Origin of the sequence: Pseudomonas sp. PvP089 (assembly GCF_017875165.1) — a bacterium.
GTDB classification, from domain to species: Bacteria; Pseudomonadota; Gammaproteobacteria; order Pseudomonadales; family Pseudomonadaceae; genus Aquipseudomonas; species Aquipseudomonas fortuita.
On record NZ_JAGGME010000001.1, the window covers coordinates 2,040,975 to 2,056,135 of the forward strand.

Sequence of the window (15,161 nt, forward strand, 5' to 3'; positions counted from 1 at the left end):
TCAAATACGAAACGTAATTAGTATCTATATCTTTCAGGTCTAAGGTCATCGTGTGACAGCGTTCACCTTTGGCCCCGCCTGCCACTGCGTAATCCCCGCTAATTTCTGCCTGCGCCCATCCGTTCCCCTGTGTACATCTTCGATCGCCCTTTGCTGTCCGCACACGTTCGCGGTGCAGCCGGCGCGCCCCAACAGACACTGGCAGGAACCCCCATGACGGACGCCTTCGAACTCCCGCTCTCGCTGGTCCAGGCACTTGCGCAACGCGCCACGCAGACCCCGGACAAGATCGCCCTGCGCTTTCTGGCCGACGCCCCCGGCGAGCAGGCTGTGCTCAGCTACCGGGACCTCGACCAGCGTGCACGCACCATCGCCACTGCGTTACAGGCCCGTGCCAGCTTCGGCGACCGTGCGGTGCTGTTGTTCCCCAGTGGTCCTGACTACGTGGCGGCGTTCTTCGGTTGCCTGTATGCCGGAGTGATCGCGGTACCGGCTTACCCGCCAGAATCCGCGCGCCAGCACCATCAGGAGCGTTTGCTGTCGATCATCGACGATGCCGAGCCGCGCCTGCTGCTGACCGTCGCGGCGTTGCATGACGGCCTGCAAGGCTTGCCAGCGCTGTCGGCGCACAACGGGCCTGAGCTGCTGGCAGTGGACAGCCTGGACCCGGCGCTGGCCGCAAACTGGCGCGAGCCCGTGCTCAAAGGTGATGACATCGCCTTCCTGCAATACACCTCGGGCTCCACCGCGCTGCCCAAGGGTGTACAAGTCAGCCACAGCAACCTGGTGGCCAACGAGCAGTTGATCCGCTGTGGTTTCGGCATCGACCTCAACCCCGACGACGTGATCGTCAGCTGGCTGCCGCTGTACCACGACATGGGGCTGATTGGCGGTCTGCTGCAGCCGATCTTCAGCGGCGTGCCGTGCGTGCTGATGTCGCCGGGTTACTTCCTGGCCCGGCCGCAGCGCTGGTTGCAGGCCATGAGCGAATATGGCGGCACCATCAGCGGTGGCCCCGACTTTGCCTACCGTCTGTGCAGCGAGCGGGTCAGCGAGGCCTCGCTGGCCGGGCTCGACCTGAGCCGCTGGCGCGTGGCCTATTCTGGCTCCGAGCCGATTCGCCAGGACAGCCTGGCAACCTTCGCCGACAAGTTCCAGGCCAGCGGCTTCGACCCGCAGAGCTTCTTCGCCAGCTACGGCCTGGCCGAAGCCACCCTGTTCGTCAGTGGCAGCCGCCGTGGCCAGGGCATCGACGCGCTGGAGCTGGACGCCGAAGCCTTCGCCGCTAACCGCGCCGAGCCGGGCAAAGGCAGCGTGCTGATGAGCTGCGGCTACCCGCAGCCCGGTCACGCGGTACGTGTCGTGGAGCCGCAGCACTTGCAGGTGCTGGGCGACAACCAGGTCGGCGAAATCTGGGCGGCTGGCCCGAGCATCGCCCGGGGTTACTGGCGCAACCCCGAAGCCAGCGCACGCACCTTCGTTGAAATGGACGGCCAGACCTGGCTGCGCACCGGCGACCTGGGCTTCATGCGCAACGGTGAAGTGTTCGTCACCGGGCGCCTGAAAGACATGCTGATCGTGCGCGGGCAGAACCTGTACCCGCAGGACCTGGAAAAAACCCTCGAACGTGAAGTTCAAGTGCTGCGCAAAGGCCGTGTGGCCGTGTTTGCCGTCGAGCAGCAGGGCGAGGAGGGCATCGGCGTGGCGGTGGAGATCAGCCGCCACGTGCAAAAGGCAATCGAACCCCAGGCGCTGGTCAAGACCCTGCGCCAGGTGATCGCCGACGCTTGCCGCCAGGCGCCGGCCGTGGTCCTGCTGCTGAACCCGGGCGCGTTGCCCAAGACCTCCAGTGGCAAGCTGCAACGTTCGGCCTGTCGCCTGCGTATGGACGATGGCAGCCTGGACTGCTACGCCCGCTTCCCAGATGTGAGCGAAACGGCTGCAAGCGCGGCTGCCGGCAATGAGCTCCAGGCACAGATCGCCGCAGTGTGGCGGGACATTCTCAAAGTAGAGGCGGTTGCGGCAGACGACCACTTCCTGCTGCTGGGCGGCAACTCCATCGCCGCCACCCAGGCCACCGCACGGCTGGCCGATGAGCTGGGTATCAACCTGGGCCTGCGCACCCTGTTCGAAGCGCCGGTACTGGCCGATTACAGCAGCGCTGTGGCGTTGATCATGGCCGACGGCGCTGCTGGCACTGCCACCATTGCACCGCTGGAGCGCACCCAGGCCTTGGCCCAGTCGTTGGCGCAAAACCGCTTGTGGTTGATGTGGCAGTTGCAGCCACAATCGGCTGCCTACAACATCCCCGCCGGCCTGCAGCTGCGCGGTGAGCTGGACGAAAGCGCCCTGCAAGCCGCCTTCCAGGCGCTGGTGGCGCGCCACGAATCCCTGCGCACCGTATTCAGCGAAGAAAACGGCCAGCCCCTGCAACGCATTGTGGCGCAACAGCCGTTCAGCCTGCGCCGCCTGGACCTCGAAGGCCAAACGCTGGAGCAGGTCAGCGCCCAGCGGGAAGCCGAGGCCCGTCAGCCGTTCGACCTCACTCAGGGCCCCTTGCTGCGGGTGACCCTGGCACGCCTGGACGACGAAGACCATCAGTTATGGGTGACCCTGCACCACATCGTCGCGGATGGCTGGTCGCTGAATATCCTGCTGGATGAATTCGCCAAACTTTACGCAGCCCGCTGTCAGGGCCTGGAGGCCAACCTGGCGCCGCTGGGCCTGGGTTATGCCGACTACGGCACCTGGCAGCGTCAATGGCTGGCCGCCGGTGAAGCCGAACGCCAACTGCAGTACTGGAAGGCGCAGTTGGGCGGTGACCTGCCGGTGCTGGACCTGTGCACCGACCACCCCCGCGCCAGCCAGCGCGAGCACAGTGCTGCCCGGTTCAACCTCAAGGTACCGGCCACGCTTGCCGAAGCACTCAAGGGCCTGGCCCGCGAACAGCAGGCCAGCCTGTTCATGGTCCTGCTGGCCGGCTGGCAGGCGCTGCTGCACCGCTACAGCGGCCAGGCCGACATCCGTGTCGGTGTGCCCAACGCCAACCGCCCGCGCCTGGAAGCCCAAGGCATGGTCGGCTTTTTCATCAATACCCAGGTACTGCGTGCACAGCTCGATGGTCGCCTGCCATTCACGCAGTTGCTGGCCCAGGTGCGCCAGGCCACCCTTGCGGCGCAGGCTAACCAGGACTTGCCGTTCGAACAGCTGGTCGAAGCCCTGCCGCAAGCCCGTGAGCAAGGCTTGTTCCAGGTCATGTTCAACCACCAGCAACGCGACCTGTCGGCCCTGCGCCGCCTGCCGGGGCTGCTGGCCGAGGAGTTGCCATGGCACAGCCGCGAAGCCAAGTTCGACCTGCAGCTGCACAGTGAAGAAGACCACCAGGGCCGCCTGAGCCTGGCCTTCGACTATGCTGCGGAGCTGTTCGAAGCCAGCACCGTCAAACGCCTGGCTCATCACCTGCTGGCGCTGCTGGAACAGGTGTGCGCCGCGCCGCAGCGGGCGCTGGGCGAGGTGCAATTGCTGGACGAGCCTGCCCGTGCGCAATTGCTGGGCTGGGGCCGGGCACCGGCTACCGCGCCGCCAGGCCTGCTGGTCGAACAGCTCAACGAACAGGCCCGCCTGACCCCGCAACGCACCGCGCTGGCCTGGGACGGCGGCAGCCTCGACTACGCCGAACTGCACCAGCAGGCCAACCGCCTGGCCCACTACCTGCGCGACAAAGGCGTCGGCCCCGACACCTGCGTCGCCATCGCCATCGAGCGTTCGCCACAGTTGCTGGTCGGCCTGCTGGCCATCCTCAAGGCCGGCGGCGCTTACGTGCCGCTGGACGTCGACTACCCGGCCGAACGCCTTGCCTACATGCTGGCCGACTGCAATGCCGGGCTGCTGCTGAGCCACAGCAGCCTGCTGGGCAAGCTGCCACAGGTCGACGGCGTCAGCGCCATTGCCCTCGACCAGTTGCACCTGGACAGCTGGCCCAGCCACGCGCCTGGCCTGCACCTGCACGGCGATAACCTGGCCTACGTGATCTACACCTCCGGCTCCACCGGCCAGCCCAAGGGCGTGGGCAATACCCATGCGGCGCTGGCCGAGCGCTTGCAGTGGATGCAGGCGACCTATGCGCTGGATGACAGCGACGTGCTGATGCAGAAGGCGCCGATCAGCTTCGACGTGTCGGTGTGGGAATGCTTCTGGCCGCTGGTCACCGGCTGCAAGCTGGTGCTCGCCGGCCCCGGCGAACACCGCGACCCGCAGCGCATCGCCGCGCTGGTGCAGGCCCATGGCGTGACTACGCTGCACTTCGTGCCGCCGCTGTTGCAGGTGTTCGTCCAGGAGCCGCAGGCGGGTGCCTGCAGCAGCCTGCGCCGGGTGTTCTCCGGTGGCGAAGCATTGCCCGCCGCGCTGCGTGACCGCGTGCTGCAGGTGCTGCCGCAGGTGCAGCTGCACAACCGCTACGGCCCGACCGAAACCGCCATCAACGTCACCCACTGGCACTGCCAGGTGGCGGACGGCGAGCGCTCGCCAATCGGTCGCCCGCTGGGCAATGTGCTGTGCCGCGTGCTGGACGATGAGCTTGAACTGACTGCCCCCGGCGTGTCGGGCGAGCTGTACCTCGGTGGCGCTGGCCTGGCCCGTGGCTACCTGGGCCGTCCGGGTCTTACCGCCGAGCGCTTCGTGCCCCAGGCCGACGGCCACGGCGAGCGCTTGTACCGCAGTGGTGACCGCGCGCGCTGGCAGGTGCAGCTACAGGCCCTGGAATACCTCGGTCGCCTCGACCAACAGGTAAAGGTGCGTGGTTTCCGCGTCGAGCCTGAGGAAGTACAGGCCTGCCTGTTGGCACAGCCGGGTGTGGAACAGGCGCTGGTGCTGATCCATAAGGACGCCGTTGGTGCGCAACTGGTGGGTTACTACAGTGGCAGTGCGCACCCAGCCGAACTCCTGGCCGTGCTGGCTGAGCAACTGCCCGCGTACATGGTGCCGGCGCAGCTCATCCCGTTGGCACAGCTGCCGCTGGGCCCCAGCGGCAAGGTCGACCGCAAGGCGCTGCCGGCCCCGGTGTGGCAGCAACGCGAACATGTCGAGCCCCACACCGAGTTGCAACAACAGGTCGCCGCCATCTGGCGTGAGGTGCTGAACCTGCCGCGCGTCGGCCTGCAGGACGACTTCTTCGCCTTGGGCGGGCACTCGCTGCTGGCCACTCAGATCGTCTCGCGCAGCCGCCAGGCCTGCGATGTCGAGCTGCCGCTCAAGGCGCTGTTCGAAGCCAGCGAACTGGGCGCCTTCTGTGCCGAGATTGCACGTATCCGCGCGGCCGGCGAGCGCAACCTGCAAGGCGCAATCGCCCGCGTCGACCGGCGTCAGGCGGTGCCGCTATCGTATTCGCAGCAGCGCATGTGGTTCCTCTGGCAAATGGAGCCGGACAGCCCGGCGTATAACGTCGGCGGCATGGCACGCCTGCGCGGCACCCTGCATGTGGACGCTTTCGAGCGTGCGCTGCAGGCGTTGATCGTGCGCCATGAAACCTTGCGCACCACCTTCCCCAGCGTCGACGGGGTGCCGTACCAGTGCGTTGCCGAAGACAGTGGCCTGCACCTCGACTGGCAGGACTTCAGTGCCTTGCCCATCGATGCCCGCCAGCAACACCTGCAACAACTTGCCGACGACCAGGCGCACCAGCCGTTCGACCTGGAGCGCGGCCCGCTGCTGCGCGCCTGCCTGGTCAAGGCTGACGAGCGCGAGCATTTCTTCGTGCTCACCCTGCACCACATCGTCACCGAAGGCTGGGCCATGGACATTTTCGCCCGCGAGCTAGGCGAACTGTACGAAGCCTTTGTCGATGACCGCGAGTCGCCGCTGGCGCCGCTGCCGGTGCAATACCTGGACTACAGCGTATGGCAACGGCAATGGCTGGAAAGCGGCGAGGGCGCTCGTCAACTGGCCTACTGGAAGGACCGCCTGGGCGATGAGCACCCGGTGCTGGCGCTGCCTGCCGACCGCCCGCGCCCGGCAGTGCAGAGCCACCGCGGCGAGCTGTACCGCTTTGAACTCGACCCGGCGCTGGTCGCCCGCGTGCATGCCTTCAACAGCCAGCGCGGCCTGACCCTGTTCATGACCATGACCGCCACCCTGGCTGCCTTGCTGCACCGTTATAGTGGCCAGCGTGACCTGCGCATCGGCGCGCCGGTGGCGAACCGCATCCGCCCGGAAAGCGAAGGCCTGATCGGCGCCTTCCTCAATACCCAGGTGCTACGTTGCGAGCTGGACGGCCAGATGACCGCCAACGCGCTGCTGGAGCAGATGCGCCAGGCCGCCATCGAAGGCCAGTCGCACCAGGACCTGCCGTTCGATCAGTTGGTCGAAGCGTTGCAACCGCCGCGCAGCAGCGCGTATAACCCGCTGTTCCAGGTGATGTGCAACGTGCAGCGCTGGGCTTTCCAGCAAAGCCGCACACTGGCCGGCATGCAGGTGGATTACCTGCTCAATGACGCCAGTGCCACCAAGTTCGACCTGTACCTGGAGGTCACCGACCTCGACGGCCGCCTGGGTTGCTGCCTGACTTACAGCCGCGACCTGTTCGACGAACCGCGCATAGCGCGCATGGCCGAGCACTGGCAGCACCTGCTGGTCGGCTTGCTGGACAACCCGCAGCAGCGCCTGTGCGAGCTGCCGATGCTGAGCGGTGCGGAGCAGCAGGTGCTGGCGGGTCAGTTGCAGGGCGAGTACGACTTCGACCTCGACCAGACCCTGCACGGCCTGTTCGCCGCCCAGGCGGCGCGCACACCACAGGCTGGCGCGCTGACCTTCGCTGGCCAGCACATGACTTACGCTGAACTCGATCAGCGGGCCAACCGCCTGGCCCGCGCCCTGCGCGAGCGTGGCGTCGGCCCGCAGGTGCGTGTGGGCCTGGCGCTGGAGCGCTCGCTGGAAATGGTCGTCGGCCTGCTGGCCATCCTCAAGGCCGGCGGCGCCTACGTGCCGCTCGACCCCGAGTACCCGCTCGACCGCTTGCGCTACATGATCGAAGACAGCCGCATCGGCCTGCTGCTCAGCCAGCGTGAGCTGTTGCAAACCCTGGGCGAGCTGCCTGAGGGCGTGGCCCGCTGGAGCCTGGAGGACGATGCCGCCAGCCTGTCGGCCTACAGCGATGCGCCGCTGGACAACCTCAGCCTGCCGCAGCATCAGGCGTACCTGATCTACACCTCCGGCTCCACCGGCAAGCCCAAGGGCGTGGTGGTCAGCCATGGCGAATTTGCCATGCACTGCCAAGCGGTCATCGCTGCGTTCGGCATGCGCAGCGATGATTGCGAGCTGCATTTCTATTCGATCAACTTCGACGCTGCCAGCGAGCGCCTGTGGGTGCCGTTGCTGTGCGGTGCCCGCGTGGTGCTGCGCGCCCAGGGGCAGTGGGGCGCCGAGGACATCTGCCAGCTGGTGCGCGAGCAGCAGGTGAGCATTTTGGGCTTTACCCCCAGCTACGGTAGCCAGCTGGCGCAATACCTGGGCGGGCAGGGCGAGCAACTGCCGGTGCGCCTGGTGATCACCGGCGGCGAAGCGCTGACCGGCGAGCACCTGCAGCGTATTCGCCAGGCCTTTGCGCCACAGCAGTGCTTCAACGCCTACGGCCCGACCGAAACCGTGGTCATGCCGCTGGCCTGCCTGGCGCCAGACGAGTTGCCAGCGGACCTTGGCAGTGTACCGATCGGCCGCGTCATCGGTAGCCGCACGGCCTATATCCTCGACGACGACCTTGCCCTGTTGCCGCAAGGCGGCATTGGCGAACTGTACGTTGGCGGCGCCGGCCTGGCTCAGGGGTATCACGACCGCCCGGGCCTCAGCGCCGAGCGCTTCGTCGCCGACCCGTTCAGCATCGAAGGTGGCCGCTTGTATCGCACTGGCGACCTGGTGCGCCTGGGCACTGACGGCCTGGTCGAGTACGTCGGCCGTGCCGACCAGCAGGTGAAGGTTCGCGGCTTCCGTATTGAACTGGGTGAAATCGAGAGCCGCTTGCAGGCGCACGCCGATGTCGACGAGGCCGTGGTGCTGGCCCTCGACCTGCCGGGCGGCAAGCAGTTGGTGGGTTACCTGGTGTGCAAGCAGGCCAACGCGGGTAGCGAGGCGCAAAACCTGCTGCGTGAAGCGGTGAAAGCCGATGCCCGCCAGCACCTGCCGGACTACATGGTGCCTGCGCACCTGGTACTGCTCGACAGCCTGCCGCTGATGGGTAACGGCAAGCTCGACCGCCGTGCGCTGCCGCTGCCGGACCTGGAACAAGCGCGTCAGCACTACCAGGCACCTGGCAACGAGGTGGAAAGGCAGTTGGCGCAGATCTGGCGCGATGTGCTCAACGTTGCCCAGGTCGGTGTACAGGACAACTTCTTCGAACTGGGCGGCGATTCGATCCTGTCCATCCAGGTGGTCAGCCGGGCCCGTCAGGCCGGGTTGCAATTCACCCCGCGCGACCTGTTCCAGCACCAGACCATCCAGACCCTGGCGGCTGTCGTTCAGCACAGCGAAACCGCGAGCACGGTGGAACAGGGGCTGCGCCAGGGCCAGGCCGGGCTGACACCGATTCAGCATTGGTTCTTCGACAGTGAAGTACCCCAGCCACAGCACTGGAACCAGGCCGTGTTGCTGGAGGCGCGCCAACCGCTGGATGAGGCGGTACTGGCGCAGGCCTTGGCGCTGCTGGTGCAGCACCACGACAGCCTGCGCCTGCGCTTCAGCCAGGCCCATGGCCGCTGGCAGGCCGAATACGCCCAGCCTGATGCCAGGCCATTGCTGTGGACCGCCACCGTTGCCGATTTCGCTGATTGTCAGGCGCTGTACACCGACCTGCAGCGCAGCCTCGACCTGCAACAGGGCCCACTGCTGCGCGCCTTGCTGGTGGGTGACGGGCAGGGCAGCCAGCGCCTGTTGCTGGCGATCCATCACCTGGTGGTCGATGGCGTGTCCTGGCGGGTGCTGCTGGAGGACCTGCAGGCGCTTTACCGCGGCCAGCCACTGCCGGCCAAGACCCATGCCATGGGCGATTGGGCTGCGCGTCTGGCCAGCTACGCCGGCAGCGATTCGTTGCGTGACGAGCTGAGCTGGTGGCAAGGCCAGCTGGGCGGCGTGCGTCGCGAGCTACCGTGTGATCACCCGCAGGGCGGCAACCTGCACCGCCATGCGCAGACCCTGGCCATCGGCCTGGACGTGGAGCAGACCCGGCAACTGCTGCAACAGGCCCCGGCGGCTTACCACACCCAGGTCAACGACCTGCTGCTGACTGCACTGGCGCGTGCGTTGAGCCGGTGGAGCGGCGATGAAGAAGTGCTGGTACAGCTTGAAGGCCATGGCCGTGACGGGTTGTTCGAAGACATGGACCTGACCCGCAGCGTTGGCTGGTTCACCAACGCCTATCCCCTCAGCTTGCGCCCGCTGGCAGGCGAAGGCGACGTGGCGCTGGCCGGCTCGATCAAGCGTATCAAGGAGCAACTGCGCCAGGTGCCGCACAAGGGGCTGGGCTATGGCGTCCTGCGCTACCTGGCCGACACGGCCGGGCGCGAGCAGATGGCGGCCTTGCCGCAGGCGCGTATCACCTTCAACTACCTGGGCCAGTTCGACCAGCAGTTCGACAGCGCGGCGCTGTTCCAGCCCCTGGAAGCACCGGCCGGCCTGGCGCATGACCTCGATGCACCACTGCCTAACTGGCTGAGCGTCGATGGCCAGGTATATGGGGGGGCCTTGCAGCTGCGCTGGACCTTCAGCGCCGAGCGCTATGACCCGCAAACCATCGCCCGCCTGGCCGAGGCCTATCGCCAGGAACTGCTGGCGCTGGTCGCGCATTGCCTGGCCGATGGCAACACCAGCTTCACCCCGTCGGACTTCCCGCTGGCACATCTCACTCAGGAGCAGATCGACGCGTTGCCGGTACCCGCTGCGCAGATCGAGGACGTCTACCCACTGACGCCGATGCAGGAAGGCATGCTGCTGCACACCCTGCTGGAGCCAGGCACCGGCCTCTACTACATGCAGGACCGCTACCGCATCAACAGCGCGCTGGACCCTGAACGTTTTGCCCAGGCCTGGCATGCCGTGGTGGCACGTCACGAAGCGTTGCGGGCATCGTTCAGCTGGAACAGCGGCGAGGCGATGCTGCAGATCATCCACAAACCGGGCAACCTGGCGGTGGACTACCAGGACTGGCGCGGCCTTGCTGACGAGGCCCAGGAGCAGCGCCTGCAGGCCCTGCACAAGCAGGAGCGCGAGGCCGGTTTTGCCCTGCTCAGCGAAGCACCGTTCCACTTGCGCCTGGTGCGTGTGGCCGACGAGCGCTACTGGTTCATGATGAGCAACCACCACATCCTTATCGATGCCTGGTGCCGCTCGCTGCTGATGAACGACTTCTTTGAGGTTTACCAGGCCCTCGGCGAAGGCCGCCAGGCCCAGTTGCCGGTGCCGCCGCGTTACCGCGATTACATCGGCTGGTTGCAGCGCCAGGGCCTGGAGGATGCGCGCGCCTGGTGGCAGGCCAACCTGGCCGGCTTCGAACGCGCCACCGCCATCCCCAGCGACCGCCCGCTGCGGCATGACCACGCTGGCAGCGGCATGGTCGTCGGCGACTGCTACACCCGCCTGGCGGTGAGTGACGGCGTGCGCCTGCGCGAACTGGCCCAGGCCCACCAGCTTACCGTCAACACCTTCGCCCAGGCGGCCTGGGCCTTGGTGCTGGCACGCTACAGCGGCGACCGCGACGTCGCCTTTGGCGTGACCGTGGCCGGGCGCCCGGTCAGCATGCCGCAGATGCAGCGCACCGTCGGCCTGTTCATCAACAGCGTTGCCTTGCGTGTGCAGTTGCCCGCATCCGCTGAGCGTTGCAGTGTGCGCCAGTGGTTGCAGGGCCTGCTGCAAAGCAACATGGAACTGCGCGAGTACGAATACCTGCCGCTGGTGGCGATCCAGGAGTGCAGCGACCTGCCCAAGGGCCAGCCGCTGTTCGACAGCCTGTTCGTGTTCGAGAACGCGCCGGTGGAAACCGCCGTGCTCGACCACGCCCAGCACCTGAACGCCAGCTCCGACTCGGGCCGTACCCATACCAATTTCCCGTTGACGGCGGTGTGCTACCCGGGCGACGACTTGGGCCTGCACCTGTCGTTCGACCAACGGTACTTCGACTACCCGACCGTCGAGCGCCTGTTGGCCGAGTTCAAGCGCCTGCTACTGGCGCTGGTACAAGGCTTTGAAGGGGAGGTGAGCGAGCTACCGTTGTTGGGTGCCGAGGAGCAGCGTTTCCTGCTGGACGACTGCAACCGGACCGAGCGGTCCTATCCGCTGGAGCAGAGCTACATCGCACAGTTCGAAGCACAAGTGGCCGCACATCCGCAGCGCACTGTGGCCCGCTGCCTGGAGGCGTCCTATGACTACGCCGGGCTGAACCTGGCAGCCAACCGCCTGGGCCATGCCCTGGTGGCTGCCGGGGTCGGCGTGGATCAGCCGGTGGCGCTGCTGGCCGAGCGCGGGTTGCCGCTGCTGGGCATGATCGTTGGCAGCTTCAAGGCCGGCGCGGGCTACCTGCCGCTGGACCCGGGCCTGCCGGCGGCGCGCCTGCAAAGCATCATCCAGCTCAGCCGTACGCCAGTGCTGGTGTGCAGCGCCGCCTGCGCCGAGCAGGGGCGGCAGTTGCTGGGCGAGCTGGCGGTTGCACTGCGGCCGCAACTGCTGGTCTGGGAAGACATCCAGGCCAGCCAGATCGCAAGCCACAACCCGGGCATCCACAGTGGCCCGGACAACCTCGCCTATGTGATCTACACCTCAGGGTCGACCGGCCTGCCGAAAGGGGTGATGGTCGAGCAGCGCGGCATGCTCAACAACCAACTGAGCAAGGTGCCGTACCTGGCCCTGAGCGAGCATGACGTGATCGCCCAGACCGCATCGCAAAGCTTCGATATTTCGGTGTGGCAGTTTCTTGCCGCGCCGCTGTTCGGCGCCAAGGTCGAGGTCGTGCCGAACGCCATCGCCCATGATCCGCAGGGCCTGCTGGCGCATGTGCAGGCCACCGGCATCACCGTGCTGGAAAGCGTGCCGTCGCTGATCCAGGGTATGCTGGCCAACGACCATCAGGCCCTCGACGGCCTGCGCTGGATGCTGCCGACCGGCGAGGCCATGCCACCGGAACTGGCGGCGCAGTGGCTGCAGCGTTACCCGCAGATCGGCCTGGTCAACGCCTACGGGCCGGCAGAGTGCTCGGATGACGTGGCGTTCTTCCGCGTCGATGCCGCGTCGACCCAAGGCAGCTACTTGCCGATCGGCACTCCGACCGACAACAACCGCCTGTACCTGTTCGGCGAAGAGCAGGCACTGGTGCCGCTGGGCGCGGTGGGCGAGCTGTGCGTGGCTGGCACGGGTGTTGGTCGTGGCTATGTCGGTGACCCGGCGCGCACGGCAATGGCGTTCATGCCTCACCCTTACGGGCTACCTGGAGAGCGGCTGTACCGGACCGGTGACCTCGCACGGCAGCGCCCGGACGGTGTGCTGGAGTACGTCGGGCGCATCGACCACCAGGTCAAGATCCGTGGTTACCGCATCGAGCTTGGCGAGATCGAAGCCCGCCTGCACGAACAGGCCGAGATTCGCGATGCTGCAGTGGGCGTGCAGGAAGGCGTCAACGGCAAACATCTGGTCGGTTACCTGGTGGTACACCAGGGTATCGCCGCCGATGGCGCATTGCTGGAGCAGATCAAGCAGCGCCTGCGGGCTGGGTTGCCAGAGTACATGGTGCCGCTGCACTGGGGTTGGTTCGACAGCCTGCCGCACAACGCCAACGGCAAACTCGACCGCAAGGCCCTGCCGGCCATCGACATCGGCGGCCAGCACAGCCAGGCCTATCAGGCGCCGCGCAACGAGCTGGAGGAAGTGCTGGCGGGCATTTGGGCCGATGTGCTCAAGGCCGAGCGGGTGGGGGTACACGACAACTTCTTCGAGCTGGGCGGGCATTCGCTGCTGGCCACGCAGATCGCTTCGCGGGTGCAGAAGCAATTGCAGTTGAACGTGCCGTTGAGGGCGATGTTCGAGTGCAGCACGGTGGAGGAGCTGGCCGAGTATGTGCAGGGGTTGCAGGGCAGTGCGCTGGATGACGACAAGGTTGACCGGCTTAGTGACCTGATGGCCGAGCTTGAGGGGCTGTAACTAGATCGGCGCAGCCTGCGCCTGCCTCCTCGCGGGGTTGCTCGTTCCCACAGGAATTTCGCCATTCCTGTGGGACGGGTGTGTCTTGGCGACGAACCCCTGCGATGGGCTGCGTTTCAGTACCGGTAATTTGTGGTGACCCTTGAGAACTTTAGACTGCAAAGCGGTTAAGGTGTCAGCGTTGCTAGGCAGCCCCAGATTGCTCCAGCAGGGTGGAAGCATTAATGAAGGCTTCATCGAAAGAAGTCGCATGATAGCGAGTCAGAAATTGGTCTGCACTATTGAACGCTTCGAGTTGACGATGGGCAAGCATGTAAAACCGATCGCAGTGTGTCGCGATTTCCGGCGTATAGTGTGATGAAACCAAAACACTGGCCCCTTCGTTGCAGGCGTGTTTGATCCCAAGCCAGATGAAGTGCCGGAATTCCGGATCCACTCCAGCCGTGGGTTCGTCAAGTATTATCAGATCGCTGCCCATGAGCAACAGTGTCAACGTGAAAAAACTTCGTATCTCGCCATAGCTACAAGTCGACGCTTTCTTTTTTGAAATATCCGCATATCGTTTGCAGAGCGCAGGCGACCATGCGTCAAGCCGACCCAGTGCCTCAGAAAGGCAGGGTTTGGGCGACGCATTCAAGTTGTTGATGAGCTGGTAAATTTCAATCATCCGTAGCTGGGGGGGGAGGTGTCAAAATTTGTGTAAGATAAGCCAGGTTTTTGGCGCGGTTGATGATGTTCCCCCGGTCGGGCTGTCTAAGTTTACAAATCAGGTCGAAGAGCGTCGTTTTTCCTGCGCCATTGCTCCCCAATATACCTGCTACTTCACCTGGCGAAAGATGCAGGTTGAGGTTGTGCAGCAGCGGGTTGCCTTCGTACGAGAAAGTCAGGTTGTCAAGGGTAAGGATGCTCATTCAGTAACGACTCCAGATGGGCTGTATTCTGAAATGATTCGCCGTCACACAAAAGCCGACCAGTGTGAGGGTGAACGCCACTGGGAAAACTGCCAGTAATGAAAGTTCGCCACGAAAAATGCGGGTGCTCACGTACAGGGGATTGACCAGAGAGATCAATTGTTCGTGCGTTTCACTGGTGATGGCGCCCAAGTAGCTGGACATCAGCATGAGGAATGACAGCAGTGAGAATAGAGTGCCGGCTGTTCCAAATGTTATAGGCAGAGCGGCTATAGCGAAACCAATACAGGAAAACCCCAGGTAACTGGTAAAGAAACACGCCATGATGTACAAATATTCATGGCCTGAATAAGCTCCATGCATGGGCTTGGTGACCAGGTAGAAGAAGGAGGCGTACGCGACGCTTAGAATCGAATAGCTGATCATGTGGGATGCAAGAAAAAGGCGAATGGATTCTTTCTGGTAGATGAATGAACGGATAAAGCCGCTTTCCCTTCTGCCAATCAGGTAAAAGCTGAATCCAAAAAAAGCGACGTTTGCTGAAATGTAGGCGTAGAACCAGCCGGCGTAGAATAAATAGGGTTGGGTGTTCTTGTCTGTATTCAGAAAACTCGGGGTCATGATAAAGAACAGCATGCACGGCGCGAAAGCAGTCCACAATAAACTGGAAGGCTCTCGGAGGTGCTCCTTTATCAAGATGTTTGAGATGTTATAGAGCCTTCCTGTATTAGAAGGCGCGCGTGGGCTGCTGCTGGTCATGGGAAGGGCCCTTCTGTTGATTGCCTTCATTTATGTCATGAAGTGCTTTTTATTCTTGGTCGAGGCGATGGCCAATTGAGCCTCTGCTGACGTCTGCCTCGCAGTTGCTGTCGCCGGAGTGCTCTCTGTTTAGATTTATATTTGCGTTGCGTCAAGTTTGGCGTGAATGGCCGCTGGCTGAGCGCGGTATCCGCTGTTTGAAGTGAGGCTGGACCTGTGAGGTTTTTCTGCGGGATGTTTCTGATGAGAGTCCAATGACTGAATGAAGTTTTAGGAAACTTCCTGTTCTTGTATAGGATTCGCCCGTGTTTTTCGTAGGGTAGA

2 protein-coding genes and 1 pseudogene are annotated in these 15,161 nt (G+C 64.5%); 1 reads left to right on the plus strand and 2 read right to left on the minus strand.

What is annotated here, in order from left to right; all coding sequences use genetic code 11:
• The first annotated feature begins 213 nt into the window (after positions 1-213).
• Positions 214-13,167, plus strand: coding sequence for a non-ribosomal peptide synthetase (locus tag J3A71_RS09495; protein ID WP_096426574.1), 12,954 nt, complete (start codon positions 214-216; stop codon positions 13,165-13,167).
• 184 nt (positions 13,168-13,351) lie between these two features.
• Here the strand turns inward: J3A71_RS09495 and J3A71_RS09500 are convergent.
• A pseudogene (locus tag J3A71_RS09500) lies at positions 13,352-14,078 on the minus strand (ATP-binding cassette domain-containing protein).
• A complete protein-coding gene (locus tag J3A71_RS09505) occupies positions 14,079-14,837 on the minus strand; it encodes an ABC transporter permease (protein WP_060519309.1) in 759 nt (252 codons plus the stop codon).
• Positions 14,838-15,161 lie beyond the last annotated feature (324 nt).

Bases quoted from the DNA above. Each gene is read 5' to 3' on its own strand.
- J3A71_RS09495 (WP_096426574.1), top strand. From the start codon at position 214: ATGACGGACGCCTTCGAACTCCCGCTCTCGCTGGTCCAGGCACTTGCG.
- J3A71_RS09505 (WP_060519309.1), bottom strand. From the start codon at position 14,837: ATGACCAGCAGCAGCCCACGCGCGCCTTCTAATACAGGAAGGCTCTAT.